Source organism: Corynebacterium sp. UMB10321, assembly GCF_030228725.1.
GTDB lineage: Bacteria > Actinomycetota > Actinomycetes > Mycobacteriales > Mycobacteriaceae > Corynebacterium > Corynebacterium pseudogenitalium.
In genome coordinates, this window is sequence record NZ_JASOZC010000006.1 from 66,530 (window position 1) to 85,116 (window position 18,587).

Genomic DNA, 18,587 nt, shown 5'->3' on the forward strand with positions numbered 1-18,587 from the left:
CATGGCCCCGATATGACCCGAAACATGGGTTGTGTCGGGGCCATAACTTATGCTTAAGGGCATGACTTCTGCGAAGACTCAAAAAAATATCCTTGTGTGCGTTGCGTGGCCATATGCGAACGGCCCCCGCCACATCGGCCACGTAGCTGGTTTCGGGGTACCTTCTGACGTGTTTGCGCGCTATCAGCGTATGGCTGGCAACAACGTCCTGATGGTCTCCGGCACCGACGAACACGGGACCCCGCTGTTGGTGCAGGCGGACAAGGAAGGCGTGAGCGTCAAGGAGCTCGCAGACCGCTACAACGAACAGATCGTGCACGACTTGGCCGGTTTGGGTCTGTCCTACGACCTGTTTACTCGCACGTCGACTCGTAACCACTATGCCGTGGTGCAGCAGCTGTTTAAGGGACTGTACGCCAACGGTTACATGATCAAGGAGACGACGCAGGGCGCGATCTCTCCTTCGAATGGCCGTACGCTGCCGGACCGCTACATTGAGGGCACCTGCCCAATCTGCGGCGCGACTGACGCTCGTGGTGACCAGTGCGATACCTGCGGTAACCAGCTCGACCCAGCAGACCTGATCAACCCTGTCTCCAAGATCAACGGCGAGACGCCGAAGTTTGTTGAGACCGAGCACTTCATGCTGGATCTCCCGGCGCTGCACGACGCGTTGAAGACGTGGCTGAGCACCCGTGAGAAGTGGCGCCCGAACGTGCTGAAGTTCTCGTTGAACCTCTTGGAGGACATGCGTCCGCGCGCAATGACGCGTGACATCGACTGGGGCATCCCTATCCCGGTCGAGGACTGGCAGGACAACCCGTCGAAGAAGCTCTATGTTTGGTTTGACGCGGTGGTCGGCTACTTGTCTGCCTCGATTGAGTGGGCGGAGCGAAGCGGTGACCCGGATGCGTGGAAGACGTTCTGGCAGGACCCAGAAACCGCGAGCTACTACTTCATGGGCAAGGACAACATCACGTTCCACTCACAGATCTGGCCAGCGGAGCTGCTCGGCTACGCGGGCAAAGGCTCGCATGGTGGACAGGAACACGAGCTGGGCACCCTGAATCTTCCGACTGAGGTTGTGTCCTCGGAGTTCCTGACCATGTCTGGTTCGAAGTTCTCGTCTTCGAAGGGCGTAGTCATCTACGTCAAGGACTTCCTGAAAGAGTTCGGTGCGGACCCGTTGCGCTACTTCATTGCGGTGGCCGGACCGGAGAACAACGACACGGACTTCACCTGGGACGAGTTCGTGCGCCGTGTGAACAACGAGCTGGCGAATGGCTGGGGCAACCTGGTCAACCGCACTGTGTCGATGGCGCACAAGAACTTCGGTGAGGTTCCAGAACCAGGAGAGCTCGCCGAAGTGGACGAGAAAATCCTTGAATTGGCGGAATCCACGTTTGTTTCCGCAGGCAAGGACTTGGCCGAGGCTCACTTTAAGAGCGCGATCACCAAGATCATGCACGTGGTCGGGGAGACCAACGCGTACATCGCGGACCAGGAGCCGTGGAAGCTCGCGAAGGATCCGGAACAGCGCACTCGTCTGGCGACGGTCCTGTGGACCGCACTGCAGGTGGTCAGCGACTGCAATGCGATGCTGACCCCGTTCCTGCCGCACACGGCGCAGAAGGTACACGAGACCCTCGGCCGGACTGGTGTGTGGGCGGCAGAGCCGTCCATCGTTGAGGTTCGCGATGATGCTGACTACGATCTCGTCGGCGTCGGCCTGCCGGAGCGCGGCCAGACCTACCTCACCATCACCGGCGACTACTCCGAGCAGCAGGCGACATGGAAGCGCGTGCCAATGGAGCCCGGCGTGGCACTGTCGAAGCCGAAGCCACTGGTGGCGAAGCTCGATCCGGAGCTCGGGGAGACCGGCCCGGAGTGGGCGCCTGTGCAGTAACGCTGCGGCAGCGCTAGAGTGCTTCGAGTGTTTGCTCTTGTACTTTTCGTCGCTGTCATTAGTGCCTCACTGAATTTGCGTGCGGGCATTGCCTCCGTCGGGTCTGTACTTGACCAGGTCATCGCATACTATGACGCCCCGGCATGGGTCGGTGGCGTCATCACGGCGATCCCCGGCACGCTCTTCTTCCTGGTCGGTATCTGTGCGGTACCGATTGCGCGGCGGTTTGGCCTCACCCCCGTCATTCTGGGCGCTGCGGGGTTGCTGACCGCGGGCTTGGGCTTGCGCCCCTTCGCACCCGATATCGCGATGTTCTTACTCGCGACGGTGGGCGCGGCCGGCGCCATCGCACTTATGAACGTGTTGCTGCCTGCGTGGATCAAGCAGCACGGTGGGCGCTACATCGTCGCCCTGACTACGGTGTACTCCGTAACCCTGGGCTTATCGTCGGCGGCTGGCCCGCTCAGCGCGTTGGTGACACCCTCGTGGCAGTCGGCACTCGGCCTGTGGGCGGTGACGGCTGTCGTGCAGCTGGCGGTTTGGGTATTTGTGCTTTTCAAGTTCGGGAGGGACATCCCCGGGAGCAAGGCTTCGACCCCGCAGGACGGCGCGGTTGCTACGCCAGAAGCGCCGGTGTGGAAGTCGCTCACTGCGGTGGCCTTGATGCTCTTCTTCGGGTTGCAGTCAACCAGCGCGTATATCCAGATGGGGTGGTTGCCCGCCATTTTCATTGACGCCGGGGTTGCCCCTTCCACCGCAGCCACGGGACTCGGGCTGCTTGGCGCGGTAGGCATGGTTGGTGGGCTTGTGCTGCCGACGGTCATCTCTCGCGCGCGGACGCTGACGCCGCTGGTGGTGCTGTTTGCGCTCTCGACGGCCACTGGGTATCTCGGTTTGTACTTCGCGCCGGCAGCATCACCGCTGGGCTGGAGCTTCCTCCTGGGCTTCGGCGGGTGCTGCTTCCCGCTAGCAATCGCACTGATCCCGGCGCGCACACGCGACCCGCTAGTCACTGCACGGCTGTCGGGTTTTGTGCAGCCGGTCGGGTACGTGCTCGCGGCAACGGGTCCGCTGCTCATTGGCGTGGCCTATGGGCGGATCGGGGAGTTCCAGCCGATCCTGATCGCGCTGGTCATCATGGCGTTGGTCATGGGGGTTGTTGGCATCGTGGCGGCGCGTCACGTCGTTATTGACGACGAGCTTAGTGCTGCAAGCCGCTGAGGAACTGTTCCAGGAACGTGGTGAGTTTGCCGGTTGCGTCGTCGTCGAAGCGGGCGTCGACAACCATGATGGGGGCGGTGTATTTGGGGGAGTTGGTGTCGGCATCGCGGACGACGACGAGGTCCGTGCCGTAGTCATCTTTCAGGAGTTTCCAGGTAAATCCGTAGTCGCGGACGAATGCGTCGCCGAGGGCGGTGCCGACGATACGGGCTGTGTCGCCGCGCGGGTAGCTGCGTTGTGCGTCGCGGGGAAGTGCAAGGAAATCCTCGAGTAGCCCTTCGAACCGCTCGATGATTACTCGTGCAGGGCCATTGAGCCTCTGCGCCGCTGCCTCGGCGAGTGCGTTGTCGATGCTGGTTTGGGTCTGTGCGTCAATCGCGTGGAATGTCATAGGCTCTATCGTATGAGCAAAAAGAAACCTCGCCCGACACCAGTACCAGCAGCCCCTATACCAGGGCTTATCGACGCCCACACCCACCTGGCCTCTACCGGAGCCACCACGCAGGCGGATATCGATGCGATTATGGAGCGTGCGTTGAGCGCCGGTGTGGAGCGGGTATGCACCGTGGGCGATGGGCTCGCGGAAGCAGAGCAGGCGCTTGCTGCCGCGCACATGCATGAGGGCGTGTTCGCAGCGTGCGCGATCCATCCGACGCGAGCCGCCGAGCTCGACGACGCGACGCGGGAACGGCTCACGCAGATGGCCTCGGACGCTCGGTGTGTTGCGGTGGGGGAGACAGGCATCGATACGTATTGGATCCGCCACGACGCCGAGAACACCGCTGACCTTGCCACGCAAGAAGAGGCGTTTCGTTGGCACATTCAGCTCGCCGTGGACTCCGGCAAGGCATTGATGATCCATAACCGTGAGGGGGATGCGGACATGATGCGGATTCTCGCGGATACGCCGAAACCGGAGCATGTGATTTTGCACTGCTTCTCCTCGCCCCTTGACGTGGCGCGGGAGGCGATTGAGCGTGGCTATGTGCTCTCCTTTGCCGGCAACGTTACGTTTAAGCGCAATGAGGAGCTGCGGGAGGCGGCGGCTCTGGCGCCGGTGGGCCAGCTGCTCATCGAAACCGATGCGCCGTATATGACCCCGGAGCCGTTTCGAGGTTCGCGCAATGAGCCATCGCTGATTGGGCATACGGCACACGTGGTTGCGCAAGCTCGGGGAGTGGACGTCGAGACGCTGGCGAGCGAGGTATCCGCTACCTTCGATCGCGTCTATGGTCTGGGATGATGCTGTGCACGTGTCCGGGAACACACTGGGCGCAAGTAAGCGTTGTCCCAGGTCGGCTGTGAGTGGTGTGAATCGCGTGGCGCGAGTGAACGTGTCCACCATGGTGTGCAAACATGTGCTGGTAAAACGGTAGAAGTTACCGTATTGTTATCGAAGTATTATTTCGTGACGAAGGGGAATGACGCTTTATGGGCTCGCGTATCCAGCACAACAACACCGCAACGAAGCGAATCGCCGTCGGGGCACTCGCAGGTGTTGTCATTGCAGCCGGTACCACCACGGCGCTCGCCGCGCAGAAGGACGTCACAGTGGACGTCAACGGTGAGGCGACCTCGCTGAAGACCTTCTCGGGTGACGTCGCGGGTGCGTTGCAGGCTGCGGGCGTTGAGGTCAAGGACAGTGACGTTGTGTACCCGGCGCCTGCTGAGAAGCTGTCGAACGGCGATACCGTGACCGTTCGTACTGCGAAGCCAGTCGCCGTCGTCGTCGACGGGGTGGCAAAGGAAATCACCTCGACAGCGCTGACTGTTGGGGAAGTCATGGACGAGGTGGGTGTGTCCCCGGCTTCCTCGTCGGACCTGGACAAGGACACCAAGCTTGTCGACGGCCTCAATGTCGACGTGACCACCCCGAAGATCATCGCGATCAATGACGGCGGGAACGTGACCTACGCGTCGGTTGCGAAGAAAACCGTAGGCGAGCTCCTCGCGGACCGTGGCATCACCTTCGACTCCGATGATCGTTTGAACCACCCGCTTGATGCCGCGGTGTACCCGAACATGGAGATCGTGCTCGACCGCGTCAACGTGGTGAAGCGTGCTGAGGTCCTGCCAATCGAGGCACCGGTTGAGTACGTCGATGATGAAGAGCTGGAAACCGGCAACGAAGAGGTGCTGGAGGAAGGCAAGGACGGGGAGAAGGAAATTCTCCACGAGACCGTTCTGGTCAATGGCAAGGTTGAATCCGAGGGCATTGCAGGAGAGCGCGAGGTTCGTGCGCCGAAGGCGGCGAAGGTGCGACGCGGTACCAAGGAGTCGGCGAATGCTCCTGCTGTTGCAGCTGGTTCAGTATGGGACACGTTGGCGCAGTGTGAGTCTGGCGGCAACTGGTCCATTAACACGGGTAATGGCTACCACGGCGGCTTGCAGTTCTCTGCGTCGACGTGGGCAGCGTACGGCGGCACCCAGTACGCGCCGACCGCTGACCAGGCGACCCGTGAGCAGCAGATCGCAATCGCCCAGAAAACGCAGGCATCCCAGGGGTGGGGTGCGTGGCCTGCATGTACCGCACGGATGGGGTTGCGCTAACCTCGTCAGGTATGAGCGAAACCCAACTGCTTGGCCCGGTAGAAATCCGTGAGCTTGCGGCTGCACTAGGTGTCACCCCAACGAAACGGCTGGGGCAGAACTTCGTGCACGACCCGAATACCGTGCGGCGTATCGTTGCCGCAGCGGAGCTTTCCCCAGACGACCGCGTGGTCGAGGTCGGTCCGGGTCTCGGGTCGCTGACGCTTGGCTTGCTCGATGAGGCAGCGCACGTGACAGCGCTTGAGATCGATGACAGGCTGGCACAGCAGCTGGGTAAAACGGTTGAGCTTCGAGCACCTTCGGCCGCGCACAAGCTGGATATCGTGCACATGGATGCACTGAAGACTTCGCAGCGTGATGTTTCCGGGGAGCCAACGGCGCTGGTCGCGAACCTGCCGTACAACGTTTCAGTGCCGGTGTTGTTACACCTGCTTGCGGAGTTCCCTTCCATTCGCCGCGTGCTGGTGATGGTGCAGAAAGAGGTCGCTGACCGCCTTGCCGCGAAGCCAGGCACGAAGATTTACGGCGTGCCTAGCGTAAAAGCGGCGTTTTATGGCGAGGTGTCGCAGGCAGGGACCATCGGCAAGCACGTCTTCTGGCCGGCTCCGAATATCGAGTCAGGGCTTGTTCGCATCGACGTCGATCCCGAGCGCGACCGCAGCGTGCGCGACAAGGTTTTCCCGCTTATCGACGCCGCCTTCGCCCAACGCCGCAAGACCCTGCGTTCAACGCTCGCATCGGTGTACGGTTCCCCCGCGGAGGCCGAGTCTGCGCTGCGCGCGGCCGGTATCGATCCTGGACTGCGTGGTGAGAAGCTCGGGGTGGAGGACTTTGTCAGGCTGGGGGAGGCTCGATGAGCAGCAACACGCGGGAGTTTGTTGCATCAGCGCCCGGCAAAGTGAACCTACACCTCGGCGTCGGCAACGCGCGTGCCGACGGCTACCACGAGTTGGTAACGGTTTTCCAAGCCGTTGAGCGCCGCGAGCGAGTTCGCATCGTCGTCGAGGATGAGTCGGCATGCGTCGAATCTGGCTCTGTGGTCGTTGGGATGCAGACGCACTTCCACGTGGACGTACCAGACGAGGATATCGATACGCCTCGAAACCTGACGTGGCGTGCGGTCGATGCCGTCGTCGACGCCGTCCGAGCCCGCAGTGGCGTGCAAGGATTGTCGTTGCCGAAGGCGAAGCTGGTCGTCGACAAGCATGTGTTTGTGGCAGGCGGGATGGCGGGCGGCTCCGCAGATGCCGCGGCTGGGCTCGTCGCAGCGAACGCCTACCTGGAGCGGTACTGCGGTGAGCGGCTCAGCGAAGAAGATCTCTACGACCTTGCAGTCGGGCTGGGAGCGGACGTGCCGTTTGCACTCCACGGACACACAGCGCTCGGCACCGGGCGTGGCGACGCCCTCGTTGAGGTCCTCGGACGCGGCACGTACTGGTGGGTGTTTTGCAACCCGAAGATTGGGATCTCGACGGGCAAGGCCTTCGAAACACTCGATGATCTGCGCCACGACAACCCGGCGCTCGTACCGCATCTGGACACGGCCGCGCTGTCGCAGGCACTCGTGACGGGCGACCCGCGCGAGCTAGCGAAGCACCTGCACAACGACCTGGAGGCCGCAGCGGTGGCGATGCGCCCACGCATCGCAGCCCTGATCACACGCATCGAATCCGAAACTGAACTTGTAGCCCGCGCGATTGTTTCTGGGTCCGGGCCGACGATCGCCGCACTGTGCTTCGACGAAGAAGCTGCACGGAAGCTCGAAGCACGACTGCGTGACAGCGTCGAGCGCGTCGAGGTGTTCTGTACTTCCGGCCCGTCTGCGGGGGCGCAACTCGAGGCGTAGGCTACGATGGGTTTGCTATGGCGAACCTGATCAACCTCGAAAACGTATCCAAAACCTGGGGCTTAAAAACACTGCTCGACGGTGTCTCCCTCGGAATCCAGACCGGCGATCGCATCGGCATCGTGGGCGTCAACGGCGGCGGGAAAACAACGTTGCTTGAGGTGCTCACCGGCATCGAAGCCCCGGACAGCGGGCGCGTGTCGCACAACTCTGACCTACGCATGGCGGTGGTGACACAACGCTTCGAAATTCACGACGACGCCACCGTCAGCGACGTCGTCGTCAAACCCTTGGGTCTCGAGACGTACGAGTGGGCGTCGAATAGCAAGGTGCGAGAGGTTCTCCAAGGAACAGGCGTAGCTGCCCTCGGGCTGGACACCCCGGTCGGGGAGCTTTCTGGTGGTGAGCGGCGCCGCGTGAGCCTCGCCGCGGCCCTTGTGCAGGACTTAGATCTCGTCGTGCTTGACGAGCCGACGAACCACCTTGACGTCGAGGGCGTGCAGTGGCTGGCATCCCACCTCATGCAGCGCAAACTCGCAGTCGTGGTGGTTACGCACGACCGCTGGTTCCTCGATACCGTCGCTACGCTGACCTGGGAGGTCCACGACGGCACCGTCGACGTCTACGAGGGTGGCTATAACGACTGGACGTTTGCCCGCGCCGAGCGTGCCCGCCAGGCGGACGCCATCGAGCAACGTCGTCAGAACTTAGCGCGCAAAGAGCTCGCGTGGCTGCGCCGAGGCGCCCCCGCACGCACGTCAAAACCGCGCTACCGTATCGAAGCAGCCGAAGCTCTCATCGCAAATGTCCCGCCACCACGCGACAAGGTCGAGCTGATGGCGTTTTCCAAGCAACGCCAGGGCAACGTCGTCATCGAGTTTGAGGACGCCCGCATCGACGCTCCTGACGGGCGCACGCTCGTCGACCACCTCACGTGGCGGCTCGCGCCGGGCGAGCGCATCGGTCTTGTTGGTGTCAACGGTTCCGGAAAGACGACGTTGCTGCGGACGCTCGCCGGTGACTACCCGCTTGCCGCCGGCAAGCGCATCGAAGGCCTGACCACACGGATTGGGTGGCTGCGACAGGAACTCGACGACCTCGACCCAACGAGGACGGTGCTCGACTCTGTGGAGGACGTCGCGCACTACATCACGTTAGGCAAGAAAGAGGTTTCGGCCTCACAGCTCGCGGAGCGTCTCGGGTTTAGCCCGAAGCGCCAGCGCACACCTGTTGGGGACCTCTCCGGCGGTGAGCGTCGTCGGCTCCAACTGACGCGTGTGCTGATGAGCGAGCCGAACGTTTTGCTCCTCGACGAGCCCACCAACGACCTCGACATCGATACATTGCAAGAGTTGGAAGACCTGCTTGATGGTTGGCCAGGGACACTCGTCGTGATTTCACACGACCGCTACCTCATCGAGCGTATTGCAGACACCACCTATGCGCTGTTCGGCGACGGAACACTCAGCAACCTGCCGGGCGGGATTTCGCAATACCTCGAGCAGCGAGCTGCCATGGACACCCAAACGGGTCCACTCGATTTGGGGGAGAAGACCGAGAACGCCGAAAAAGCTGCTCCCGTGGAGGAGCCACGGCTTTCATCGCAGGAAGAACGTGAGATCCGGAAGCGGATGAAAGCGCTTGAGCGCAAGATCGCGACGGCAGAAACTCGTGCCAAGGAGTTGGAAGCGCAGATTGCCGACATGTCGGGTGAAGACGCGCCGGATTTCGAAGCGATCGGCGCGAAGACGCAGGAATTGCAGCGCACCAACGATGGCCGCGATGAGCTAGAGATGGAGTGGCTTGAGCTTGGGGAGCAGCTCGAGCACTAAATTGGGTACCCGTTATTGATCTTCTCGATCAGGTCGTTCACAATACGACCCTGCTCGAGAAGTGCTTCCTGCAGGTAGTCGGACGCCTCGTGGCGCTTTTCTTCGCGCAGCAGCTCCACAATGTGCTCGTTGACGGAGATGAACTGGCGGTTAAACGACGGCTGCTGCTGAATAATCGGAAGCGTTGCCAAGCGCATGAACGCGTCAAGCTGGTCCATGGTGTCGCCGAGGGTCTTCGAACCCATTGCGGAAAGTACCACGTGGTGGAATGCCTGGTTCACAGCAGTCAGCAGGTCGTCGTCGTCCTGTGCGATTGCCTCGCGGGCTTCAGTGTTGAGTTCTTCGAGACGGTCTACGTCCAGCTCCTCGCCCCAAAGGAGAGCCGCAGGCTCGATTGCGGCGCGTGCACGATACGTATCGGTAACAAAGTCTGGGGAAGGGGTAGCGAGGAACACGCCACGGTTCGGAATGCGCTCACAAAGACCTTCTGACGTAAGCATTGCAAATGCTTCGCGGAGGGTATTTCTGGATACCTCGAAACGCTCAGCGAGGGCAACCTCGTTGAGCTTCTGGCCTGGGGAGAACTCACCACGCGAAATCGCGCGGCGGACCTCAGAGGCAACGTTTTGAGCAAGCATGGCATCCGTAAGTGTAGAACTATTTATTTAAGCTAGTCAGCAATGGTAAATAGAACCATCGGCCGACAACTGTTACGAGTATAACGCATCTATTGTTGAACAATTAACTGAGCAGCTTCGTAGCCAAAAGCGTCGGCTGACAACAATGCGAGATATGCGTAGGGTGGTGGCATGATTTTGATCAACGTTCGTTACAAGCCACTGCCAGAATACGTCGAGACATTTCGTCAAGAGGTAGAGGAATTCACCAACGCAACCCGCGCAGAGCCGGGCTGCATCTTCTTTGACTGGTACCGCAGTGAAGAGGATAAGAATGAATACCTGCTCATCGAGGCATTCCACGACGATGCCGCGGAAGCGCACGTGAACTCCGATCATTTCCGCGCCGCCCAGGAGCTGTTCCCGAAGATTCTGAAGGAAACCCCGACCATCATCAATACCCTGATCGAGGGTAAGACCGAGTGGGATACCATGGCTGAATTCAAGGTGGACTAGCCGAATCGGCTTAATTTCTCCCCGCTTTATGGGTACGGTTAGTACCTATGAGTGAAGAGAAGAATTCCACCAAGCCCCCGAAACTTTCCAAGAAGGCGTACGAGAAAGAACTCGTACGCCTTCAAGCTGAGTTGGTGGCAATGCAGCAGTGGGTCGTCAAGACCGGAGCGCGTGTTGTCATCGTGATGGAGGGGCGCGACGCGGCAGGCAAAGGCTCCGCAATTAAGCGCATCACCCAGTACCTGAACCCGCGCACCTGCCGTATTGAGGCGCTGCCGAAGCCAACTGAGCGCGAGCAGACGCAGTGGTACTTCCAGCGCTACGTCGAAAAGCTCCCCGCCGCAGGCGAGATCGTCATCTTCGACAGGTCCTGGTACAACCGCGCCGGCGTTGAGCGCGTGATGGGGTTCTGCACCACGGAGGAATACCGTCGGTTCCTACACCAGACACCGATCTTTGAACGCCTCCTCGTTGAGGACGGCATCATGCTGCGTAAGTACTGGTTCTCTGTATCGGATGAAGAGCAGTACAAGCGATTCCAATCCCGCCGGGAAGACCCGCTGCGCCAGTGGAAGCTCTCGCCAATGGACCTCGAGTCCATTACAAAGTGGGAGGACTACTCCCGAGCCAAGGATGAGATGTTTATCCACACGGATATTCCTGCGGCGCCGTGGTACACGGTTGAGTCGGAGGATAAGAAGCGCTCGCGCATCAATGTGATTTCTCACCTCTTGTCGACGATCCCCTACGAGCACATTGACCCTGATCTGCCAGAGATCCCTGAACGCCCAGAGATTATTGACTACGAGCGACCTCCGCGCGACGAGTTCCGTTACGTGCCCGATGCTGCTGCAAAGCTGGAACTCTCCAAGGTGAGCAGCAAGAAAAAGAAGAAGGGCAAGAAGAACTCCTAGTTTGGTGTGTTGCCCAAATGGAGAAACCCAGCCATACCATGAGGTGGCTGGGTTTCTTGTTTTGCGGTCTGTATATCTCTGTATATCAAGGAATCGTTGGTAGCTGGATCCCGAGAATCGTCCCTGCGCCCTGGGCGAGTGCGGCGACGGTCATTACGACGCCAGCGATCGCCATGAGTGAAGTGATCACCGTGGTGATGTGTCCGCCGAAGTTATCGACGGCGCTCATACGAGCTTCCCGAGCATCGCCTGGAAACCTGGCTGGCTCGCTGCAAATGCAAGGCCACCGAGGGCCGCGATTGCGGCAAGCACGATTCCGACGATCGCGCCGGTTCCAAGGCTTGATCCTTCCGGCGTGGGAGTGGGCGTCGTCTGTGCGGGAGCATCCTTGAATTTCAGTGCAAGGGCTACCTTGGAATCCGCGAAAGGCTCACCGGCCTTGTACTGCTTATCGAAGATCGCGGAGCCGTCCTCTGTCAGTTTGGTCGGGGTGAAGGTCGCAGCGAATTGGTTGTTCTTGTTAGCCTTCAGCGGCTGTTGGACGTCGAACTCGACGATGCGCTTATCGTCGCCGGTCAACGTGGTGGTTTCTGCACCGGGCATAGCGCCCTTGCGGACATAGTCTGCCTGGAGGAACCCTTTAGCCCCTTCGATGACGACCTTGAAATCAGACAGCTGGATATCCATCGCACCGTGGTGTGCGTTGATACTGATAGCGCCGTCGAGGTCTATGACCCCTTCGCCAGTTGCCGTGAGCTTGGACTCCTTTGCATTTACTGGCAAGGCGAAGTCAACCAGCTTGCTCGCGTCAAGTACCTTTTCTGCCCCATCGGACGCCGTGATGGTTGCTGCGGCAAACGGCTTCTGGATGTAGCTCAGGAATGATCCCTTGATGTTCCAGTTTGCGTGCCCGGACTCGAGCGTTGGGGCTTCCGCGAATGCGCTCGGCGCGACGAGGGCAGTAGAAGCAAGGAAGGCAGCGGTGAGGGTTGCCAGAGTGGTGGAGCGAGACATGTACGTCCTTTCATGAGTAATCGCAACCACACCGAATGGTGAGGTTAGGCTAACCTTAAATATTGGTTGGGGTTTGGTCAACGGCCGGGGGTAATGGGGCTAGGTCGCACCTGTCATAGGGGAGCAGTTTGCCTCATGAGGCGCGATGAAAACACGATTTCCGTCGTGCAGGACCGTAATAGGCCAGTCGTAGATCTCGCTCAGAATGTGGTCCTGGTACACCTCGGCCACCGGCCCCGCTGCCGCAACAGCCCCCTGCTTCAAGCACACCACGTGGTCGCAGTACCGCGCAGCAAGCTGAAGATCGTGGAGCACGACGATCACGGTCGCGCCATCACGTGCCAAGGTGCGGGCGACGCCCATCGTCTGCTCTTGGAAGCGCACGTCCATCGCGGCAGTTGGTTCGTCGAGAAACACCACAGGTGTTCGCTGTGCCAAGACTCTGGCAAAGGCCACACGGGCGCGCTCACCACCGGAAAGCGTGAACATCTCTCGTTCCTGGAGGTGCGTGATGCCCGTCGCGGCGAGCGCTTGGTTGACGATGGTGGCGTCGTCAGGCTGAGTGCCCCACGGATGGCGCCCCATCTCGACGACGTCGCGCACCAAGAACGAAAAGGCGACACTGACATCCTGAAGCATGACGGCACGCGTCCGAGCGAGTTGATGAGCGGTGCACCCAGATACATCCTGACCTACAAGCTGGACGCTTCCGCTCGAGAGGGATGTATCGCCGGAGAGCGCAGCGAGCAATGTAGACTTGCCAGCTCCGTTGGGGCCGATGAGGCCGGTGACCTCTCCACTCTGCGCGGACATGCTGACATCGTGGAGTATTTCGCGCCCCTGTCTATGGACTGTGACATGTGAAGCGGTAACTGTCATTGTGCATGGCCCTTTCGCATCATCTGCCGCAGCAGGAAGAAGAAGGTCGGCCCGCCAATCAGCGCTGTGAAAATACCGATTGGCAGGTCAGCGAATGGAATGATTGTGCGGGAGAGGATATCGCCAGCACCGATCAAAAGCGCGCCACCGAGTGCAGAAGCCGGGACAAGCACCGTATTGGACGGGCCGACCGCAGTGCGCACGATATGTGGGACGACGAGTCCTACGAACCCGATCAACCCAGCGAAGGAGACTGCTGCGGCTGTAAGCAATGTCGATAGTGCGATCGCCAACATGCGCAGGCGTGCGACGTTGATGCCTACATGGAATGCAGCTTGGTCGCCCAAAGCGAGGATGTCGAGCTTGCGCACAAAACACATGGCACATGCCAATGCGAAGGTGACAACGGCAGCTACCACCCCAGTTTGCGCCCAACTCGCCCCAGCGAGACTGCCCATCTGCCAGAAAACGATCTGTTCCCGCGCCGTGGTGGGGGCGATGAATGTGAGTGCTGAAATGCATGCGCCGCAGATAGCGTTCGCTGCGATGCCTACTAGAACCAGGTTCAGGACGCGGACTCTGCCACCTGAACGCGCTAGCTGGTACACCACCACGGTGACGAATATGCCCGTTGCGAACGCGAAGATCGGCACGGTCATCGTTCCGAATATGGTGATGCCGAATACGGTGGCGATTGCTGCGCCTACACCTGCCCCGGTACTGACGCCAACGACGCTTGGTTCTGCTAGGGGGTTGGCAAATACGGACTGCATGAGCGCCCCGCCTGTTCCCAGTGCCGCGCCGACGCAGAGTCCTAGAACGAGCCTCGGGATGCGGATTTGCCACAATACTGATGCTTCGAGTGTGGACGCTGACATTGGCCCTGCGGTAAGGATCGGCCAGAGCTCGCCGGGGGAGAACTCAAACTGGCCTACAACGAGAGAGGCAATGGCCGTGAGCACTAGCAGGGAAGCGGTGGCTGCGAAAAGCACAATTCTTCCAATGCGTCGTGCATGGATTGCTCCGTGGTGCTCGCTCATAGCTGCTCTCCGTAGAGAGCGTGCGCCGCGCGCAGCAGCAGTTCGCCAGTTTGAGGTCCGAACGCAAGTGAGTCACCGTCGGGAAGCGCCAGGACTCGCCGGTGCTGCCCCGCGGTGGTTTGTGCGACGCCGGGACGTTGGAGGAGGCCTTCAATATCGCCTGTGGACTGGAGCCCACCGTTCATCATGACGAACACTTCGGGGTTTACCTCGGCGAGCGCCTCAGGGCTTGCAGGCGAAGGCTGACCGATGCCGTGCTCGGAATTGACGTCCCTGCCACCTAGAGCAGTGATGAGTTCTTCAGTTCCTTCTTCACGCCCGAGTAGATAGAAGACGCCACCGGTGCCGCGAGCATACAAAAACGACATTCGCAGTGGTTCTTCAGGTGCCACCGCAGCGATTGCGTCGAGCGCTTGCTGGACTTCTTTCTCGCTGCGTTCGGCGAGGAGGCGGCCTGCCTCAGGCTCACCGACGAGGGTTGCCACATTAGTGATGTCCTCCGCGATCGAGGCCAGCGAACGCGTCGGCTCCAGCATCACAGTGGTGATACCGGCTGCCCGTAGCTGGTCGATCGCCTCAACTGGTCCTACTGAGCGGTCGACAAGCACCAAGGTGGGACGAAGATTCAGAATGGCCTCGACGTTGAGCGAATGCCCGTTTTCCGTGACTACGGGCAGATGCGCAAGCGACGGCTCCGAGGAACTTACGGTCCGCCCGACGATGTTGTCTGCCATGCCGACACCACGAAGCGTCTTGGTGAATGTGCCGTATAGGTCCAGTGCAAGGATGCGGGAGGTATCAGTAATGGTGACGTCGTAACCGTCCGCATCGGTCACTTCGACGGGCAGAGCTTGTTCCCGTGGCGTATCGATTGGCTCGACCTCGGAGATCTCAGAGACCATCGAAACCCCTTGCGCCTGGTGTGGGTCCCCGTTTGTCTGCAGCGACTCCGCGAGCTCGTTGGTGGTGTGTTGTGTTGGGTTGTCCCACTCCGCACACCCGCCGAGGCTCAGCGTTATCGCAGTCGCGGTAACCAAGGAAAGAGTGGTTTGCAGCATTTTCATAGTGTCATATCTCCCTATCCGATGACCGCGAATCTGATGAGCGCACCGCCTGCGCCAAGCAGCGAGGCAATGAGCACCAAGAGCGTCGCGACGGTCGCGTCATCCCAACCATCCGCCCCTGTACGCGAATTGGGCGCGGTGTTTTTAATCTGGAACTTTCCGCCTTCTGGCTGATCAGAGGACGAAACAGTTGCGTCCCCCAAATGCTCGTCGAGAACGCTTCCGCGGGAAGGCGTAGACGAGGATGTTGTAGACTTCCGAAGTTTCGCTCGAGCGTCGGCCCCCGCCGCATTGTTGGATGGAGAGGACGCCCCTCCGATGGAGCCCTGGCCTTCGGCGCAGTTAGCCGATCCGCCGAGTTGAGCGGTGAAGTGAATTGTGTCGAGCGGATCGCCAGGAGGGTAGAACTGCCCAAACGCTTCCGAACCTGTGCTCGTAAGCGTTGCTTCTGCTGTACCGGTTACCGCAGAGTCGCTCACATCGAGGTTCGTGAAAGTGAGGTCTGCGATGGCGATGCGCCCGTAGTCGCGGGGGTCGCCTTCCATGGTGTTCGACGTCGCGTTGAGGATCAGCTGGCCGGTATTGCCGGAGAACTGGATTTCCATGTTGGAAAAACGAGTGTCCAATACGCCCCCGTGCCCGGTAAAACGGATCGAACCGGGGTAGAGGATGGACCCCGACCGCGTCGCAGAATCAACTGCTCCCGAATTGCCGTTGAAAGTAAAGGCATTACCGCTGTCTCTAACGCCTTGGAGCTCCCACTTTCCTTTCGCGATATTGCCACGGATGTATGTACGGAACGACTGCCGGATTCCCCACTGTGCCTCAGCAGAGGTGACTCCGTGTGAGGTGCCAGCATCACAGACGGTATTTGAAGATGCATTACCGCCTGACGGTGCTGTGGCTGAGGCATCGCGATTGCTGTGGGCCGATGCGTTGCTCGATGGGGAAGTCGGCGCTGATGCTTGGTTGCGCGCCGGGGCCGTGTTGGCAGCCGAAGCAGTCGTCCCCGGCGCCGTCGAAGAGCGGTTGGGACGGGCTGACTGTTGCGACGATGTAGCGCGCTCGTGTAACGACGTTGCGCTTCGCAAGACCTTGTCGGCGTTGGTAAACAGCCCATTGACCTCGATGAGCGTGTCGTTTACCTGTCCGAGCCAGAAAGCCGGTCCGCTTGTCGCCTTTGAACGTGTGGCGCCACTGTGCCCCTGAGCAGCTGCGTTGCTATTGTCTCCTGATGGGGACCCGAGTGTGAAGTCCGGGACTGGTCCGGCACCCGAAGCCTCCGTGAGTGAGAGATCGATACTGATCGGGTCGAGGGGCTCGCCTGCTTCGTAGAATCCGGCGAAGATAGTTTCCCCAGAAGCGGTAAGTGAGGTGTGGCCGCTTATTGTCACTTGGCTTGCGGTGAAGTCCGGTGCGGCGTCAAGGGTGATGGTGGCCAGTACTTCTTTTTGTCCTTCTTCGACAGGGCCCACAGCTCCTGCGCCGACATACTTCCGTGTGCTGTAGTCCACCCGGAGTTCTGCGTTAGTGCCGTTGACCACCAAGATCGGGTTGCTGAGCGTCAGCTCGAGAGAGCCATCGTGGCCACTGAAGTGGACTGAGCCGGTGAAGTTGAATTGTCCGGAGGATGGGCCAGTAATCGCGGAGGATTCGGCTGGGAATTCGAATGCCGCCCCTGAGCGAGTCGCCCCTTCATCTGTGGAGATGGACCCCTTGGCGACGCCGGTTTCGATGTACTTACGGAACGATTCCCGCACACCCCAATCCATTGTTCCCGTGGATACAGTGCGGTGTGACGCGGTTTGTTCTTGTGCCGTAGCAGGGGGAGGGGTGATAGGGAGTGGGCTGAAGACGGTAGATGTGAAGCCAAGCATGCTGGCTGAAGCGGTCAAGGCGAATATGTAACGGATAGGCATAGTTCTTGCAGAAAACTCTTTAACGTTGGGATAAATGAGGGTAAGCTTACCTAATTAAAGTTAGGTGAGCATAGCCTTATGAAAGGGTGTTGTTGTGATAGTGGACCAGGAGCCTGTAACCGAGCTCATTCCAGTCGTCTCAGAGGTGTCTCAAGGGCGGTTCGCGCCGTGGGAGCGTGCACTGTCGGCTGTAATTGCTGGCGTAGTGGTCTTTGGTGTGAGCGCCGGAAATCTGTGGGTAAGCTCCTTGGCCTGCTTGGGGTTGGTTGCACTAGTTTTTGCGCTGGCTGCGCTGCCGTCGCGACATCGTTACCAGGCATCACCGCGCGGAGGTCGTCGCTCCGGGTTTCTCGTTGGTGTGGTGTGGGCTGGGGTGGTTGCAGTCTCGCTGGTGGTGTTGTTCGCCGTGCCTGAGCGCTACACCCTTACCGGGGGCGTGCTTGCCGCCTTTGTGGCGGCAAGTGCCGTGTGGGGTGTGTTTGCGTACCTTGATAGCAGTGATGTCAAGCGCCGGGGCTAGTCGAGTCGTGATGTGAGCTCCTGGAACACGGCTTCATTCAGCGTGAAGGCGTGCTTTGCTGTCTCGATGAGTTGGGCGCGTTCGTTGTCGCTCAGTTGCATGGCGTCCAAGGATGCTTTGTATTGCGCACGATATGGCGGGATTTTCCCAATCGCGGAAAAGTCGTAGAAGTTGAGGGCGTTATCGCTGAGGTTGTATTCGCTGCGAAATACCCGGGCAAGCGCCTGACCACCAGCGATGTCGCCGAGGTAGCGAACGTAGTGGTGTGCTATCACCTCGGGGCCGTTGTTGGGGGTGAGTGCGTTGAGTTCGGCAACGTAGCGTGACGTTGCCTCGAGTGGGTGATGGTGATTTTGCCAATCCGCGCCGAGTAGCGCTGTGAGGTCGGCGGAGATTGCGTCTACCCGCTCAAGTCTCGGGTCGGCGATCTGGGCTACGGCATGGTGAGTGGCTGTGCGGCGCACCGCGGCTTCGAGTGCGGAATAGATGTGGAAGTACTGCACGGTGAGCTCGGCGACGGCTGTTGCGCTGAGCTGACCTCCGCTGAGGTTAGACATGAAGCGGGAGGTCTCGGCACTTGCGTGTGCGGCTGTGGTCTGCTCCTTCAGGGCGACGGACAGTGGCATCTGTGTAGGGGCGATGAGGGTCATCGGTGACTCCGATCGTGCGTAGGTGGGGAGCGAGCGCTCCAAGCTGACGCACCAATAGTAAGGCAAGGCTTGCCTAAAGAAAATCGCCCAAAAGTTTAG

General features: G+C 60.1%; 19 protein-coding genes. 10 read left to right on the plus strand and 9 right to left on the minus strand.

What is annotated here, in order from left to right; translation table 11 throughout:
* Window positions 1-61: 61 nt before the first annotated feature.
* Entirely contained in the window at window positions 62-1,906 is a 1,845-nt protein-coding gene (gene metG / locus QP752_RS07240) for a methionine--tRNA ligase (protein ID WP_284805105.1), read from the plus strand.
* Window positions 1,907-1,933: 27 nt separating this feature from the next.
* Window positions 1,934-3,127, plus strand: a complete 1,194-nt coding sequence (locus QP752_RS07245) for an MFS transporter (protein WP_284805107.1) — start codon at window positions 1,934-1,936, stop codon at window positions 3,125-3,127.
* Here the strand turns inward: QP752_RS07245 and QP752_RS07250 are convergent.
* Complete coding sequence (locus tag QP752_RS07250) at window positions 3,108-3,518, minus strand: DUF3806 domain-containing protein (RefSeq protein ID WP_070976140.1); 411 nt, start codon at window positions 3,516-3,518, stop codon at window positions 3,108-3,110. The two genes, QP752_RS07245 and QP752_RS07250, sit on opposite strands and share 20 nt — an antisense overlap.
* Window positions 3,519-3,530: 12 nt before the next feature.
* Here QP752_RS07250 and QP752_RS07255 point away from each other — a divergent pair, with 12 nt between their 5' ends.
* The 5 genes from QP752_RS07255 to QP752_RS07275 all read left to right on the plus strand — a co-directional run bounded on the left by QP752_RS07255 (window position 3,531) and on the right by QP752_RS07275 (window position 9,355).
* Window positions 3,531-4,370 (plus strand): TatD family hydrolase, encoded by an 840-nt coding sequence (locus tag QP752_RS07255; protein ID WP_070362809.1) that lies wholly within the window; start codon window positions 3,531-3,533, stop codon window positions 4,368-4,370.
* 188 nt (window positions 4,371-4,558) lie between these two features.
* Window positions 4,559-5,677, plus strand: a complete 1,119-nt coding sequence (locus tag QP752_RS07260; protein ID WP_070362808.1) for a resuscitation-promoting factor — start codon at window positions 4,559-4,561, stop codon at window positions 5,675-5,677.
* An 11-nt stretch (window positions 5,678-5,688) separates the two neighbouring features.
* Window positions 5,689-6,534: a 16S rRNA (adenine(1518)-N(6)/adenine(1519)-N(6))-dimethyltransferase RsmA gene (rsmA, locus tag QP752_RS07265; RefSeq protein ID WP_256059899.1), complete on the plus strand. Its 846-nt coding sequence runs from the start codon at window positions 5,689-5,691 to the stop codon at window positions 6,532-6,534.
* Window positions 6,531-7,523: a 4-(cytidine 5'-diphospho)-2-C-methyl-D-erythritol kinase gene (locus QP752_RS07270; protein WP_284805114.1), complete on the plus strand. Its 993-nt coding sequence runs from the start codon at window positions 6,531-6,533 to the stop codon at window positions 7,521-7,523. Before rsmA ends, QP752_RS07270 begins: the two co-directional genes overlap by 4 nt.
* Before the next feature lie 17 nt (window positions 7,524-7,540).
* Entirely contained in the window at window positions 7,541-9,355 is a 1,815-nt protein-coding gene (locus tag QP752_RS07275; RefSeq protein WP_256007878.1) for an ABC-F family ATP-binding cassette domain-containing protein, read from the plus strand.
* Here the strand turns inward: QP752_RS07275 and QP752_RS07280 are convergent.
* On the minus strand, window positions 9,352-9,993 hold the full coding sequence (locus tag QP752_RS07280; protein WP_256006368.1) for a GntR family transcriptional regulator: 642 nt from the start codon (window positions 9,991-9,993) through the stop codon (window positions 9,352-9,354). The two genes, QP752_RS07275 and QP752_RS07280, sit on opposite strands and share 4 nt — an antisense overlap.
* Window positions 9,994-10,164: 171 nt before the next feature.
* Between QP752_RS07280 and QP752_RS07285 the strand changes: the two genes are divergently transcribed.
* Window positions 10,165-10,488, plus strand: a complete 324-nt coding sequence (locus tag QP752_RS07285; RefSeq protein WP_070362804.1) for a putative quinol monooxygenase — start codon at window positions 10,165-10,167, stop codon at window positions 10,486-10,488.
* Between the two features lie 47 nt (window positions 10,489-10,535).
* Window positions 10,536-11,402 carry a polyphosphate kinase 2 gene (gene ppk2 / locus QP752_RS07290; protein ID WP_070362803.1) on the plus strand — a complete coding sequence of 289 codons (867 nt, stop codon included), beginning with the start codon at window positions 10,536-10,538 and terminating at the stop codon, window positions 11,400-11,402.
* Window positions 11,403-11,487: 85 nt separating this feature from the next.
* On the opposite strand, the gene QP752_RS07295 is transcribed toward ppk2, so the two are convergent.
* The 6 genes from QP752_RS07295 to QP752_RS07320 form a co-directional block, all read right to left on the minus strand.
* Window positions 11,488-11,631: a hypothetical protein gene (locus tag QP752_RS07295; protein ID WP_284805118.1), complete on the minus strand. Its 144-nt coding sequence runs from the start codon at window positions 11,629-11,631 to the stop codon at window positions 11,488-11,490.
* A complete protein-coding gene (locus tag QP752_RS07300; protein WP_070362802.1) occupies window positions 11,628-12,416 on the minus strand; it encodes an HtaA domain-containing protein in 789 nt (262 codons plus the stop codon). The genes QP752_RS07295 and QP752_RS07300 overlap by 4 nt, the downstream gene beginning before the upstream one ends.
* A gap of 99 nt (window positions 12,417-12,515) precedes the next feature.
* Window positions 12,516-13,295, minus strand: a complete 780-nt coding sequence (locus QP752_RS07305; RefSeq protein ID WP_070362801.1) for a heme ABC transporter ATP-binding protein — start codon at window positions 13,293-13,295, stop codon at window positions 12,516-12,518.
* Window positions 13,292-14,335, minus strand: coding sequence for an iron ABC transporter permease (locus tag QP752_RS07310; protein WP_070362800.1), 1,044 nt, complete (start codon window positions 14,333-14,335; stop codon window positions 13,292-13,294). The genes QP752_RS07305 and QP752_RS07310 overlap by 4 nt, the downstream gene beginning before the upstream one ends.
* The gene (locus tag QP752_RS07315) at window positions 14,332-15,399 is read right to left on the minus strand and encodes a hemin ABC transporter substrate-binding protein (protein ID WP_070362799.1); all 1,068 of its coding nucleotides are present in this window, start codon (window positions 15,397-15,399) and stop codon (window positions 14,332-14,334) included. The genes QP752_RS07310 and QP752_RS07315 overlap by 4 nt, the downstream gene beginning before the upstream one ends.
* Window positions 15,400-15,413: 14 nt before the next feature.
* A complete protein-coding gene (locus QP752_RS07320; protein ID WP_336621662.1) occupies window positions 15,414-17,318 on the minus strand; it encodes an HtaA domain-containing protein in 1,905 nt (634 codons plus the stop codon).
* Between the two features lie 100 nt (window positions 17,319-17,418).
* On the opposite strand from QP752_RS07320, the gene QP752_RS07325 reads away from it, so the two are divergent.
* Window positions 17,419-17,838: a hypothetical protein gene (locus QP752_RS07325; RefSeq protein ID WP_256006381.1), complete on the plus strand. Its 420-nt coding sequence runs from the start codon at window positions 17,419-17,421 to the stop codon at window positions 17,836-17,838.
* Here QP752_RS07325 and QP752_RS07330 read toward each other — a convergent pair.
* Window positions 17,835-18,488 (minus strand): heme oxygenase (biliverdin-producing), encoded by a 654-nt coding sequence (locus QP752_RS07330; protein ID WP_256006383.1) that lies wholly within the window; start codon window positions 18,486-18,488, stop codon window positions 17,835-17,837. The genes QP752_RS07325 and QP752_RS07330 overlap by 4 nt on opposite strands.
* Window positions 18,489-18,587: the final 99 nt, after the last annotated feature.

Coding starts and splice junctions, on each gene's coding strand:
- QP752_RS07255 (WP_070362809.1), top strand. CDS start 3,531: ATGAGCAAAAAGAAACCTCGCCCGACACCAGTACCAGCAGCCCCTATA.
- QP752_RS07270 (WP_284805114.1), top strand. CDS start 6,531: ATGAGCAGCAACACGCGGGAGTTTGTTGCATCAGCGCCCGGCAAAGTG.
- rsmA (WP_256059899.1), top strand. CDS start 5,689: ATGAGCGAAACCCAACTGCTTGGCCCGGTAGAAATCCGTGAGCTTGCG.
- QP752_RS07315 (WP_070362799.1), bottom strand. CDS start 15,399: ATGAAAATGCTGCAAACCACTCTTTCCTTGGTTACCGCGACTGCGATA.
- QP752_RS07275 (WP_256007878.1), top strand. CDS start 7,541: ATGGCGAACCTGATCAACCTCGAAAACGTATCCAAAACCTGGGGCTTA.
- QP752_RS07320 (WP_336621662.1), bottom strand. CDS start 17,318: ATGCCTATCCGTTACATATTCGCCTTGACCGCTTCAGCCAGCATGCTT.
- QP752_RS07260 (WP_070362808.1), top strand. CDS start 4,559: ATGGGCTCGCGTATCCAGCACAACAACACCGCAACGAAGCGAATCGCC.
- QP752_RS07300 (WP_070362802.1), bottom strand. CDS start 12,416: ATGTCTCGCTCCACCACTCTGGCAACCCTCACCGCTGCCTTCCTTGCT.
- metG (WP_284805105.1), top strand. CDS start 62: ATGACTTCTGCGAAGACTCAAAAAAATATCCTTGTGTGCGTTGCGTGG.
- ppk2 (WP_070362803.1), top strand. CDS start 10,536: ATGAGTGAAGAGAAGAATTCCACCAAGCCCCCGAAACTTTCCAAGAAG.
- QP752_RS07330 (WP_256006383.1), bottom strand. CDS start 18,488: ATGACCCTCATCGCCCCTACACAGATGCCACTGTCCGTCGCCCTGAAG.
- QP752_RS07285 (WP_070362804.1), top strand. CDS start 10,165: ATGATTTTGATCAACGTTCGTTACAAGCCACTGCCAGAATACGTCGAG.
- QP752_RS07280 (WP_256006368.1), bottom strand. CDS start 9,993: ATGCTTGCTCAAAACGTTGCCTCTGAGGTCCGCCGCGCGATTTCGCGT.
- QP752_RS07250 (WP_070976140.1), bottom strand. CDS start 3,518: ATGACATTCCACGCGATTGACGCACAGACCCAAACCAGCATCGACAAC.
- QP752_RS07295 (WP_284805118.1), bottom strand. CDS start 11,631: ATGAGCGCCGTCGATAACTTCGGCGGACACATCACCACGGTGATCACT.
- QP752_RS07305 (WP_070362801.1), bottom strand. CDS start 13,295: ATGACAGTTACCGCTTCACATGTCACAGTCCATAGACAGGGGCGCGAA.
- QP752_RS07310 (WP_070362800.1), bottom strand. CDS start 14,335: ATGAGCGAGCACCACGGAGCAATCCATGCACGACGCATTGGAAGAATT.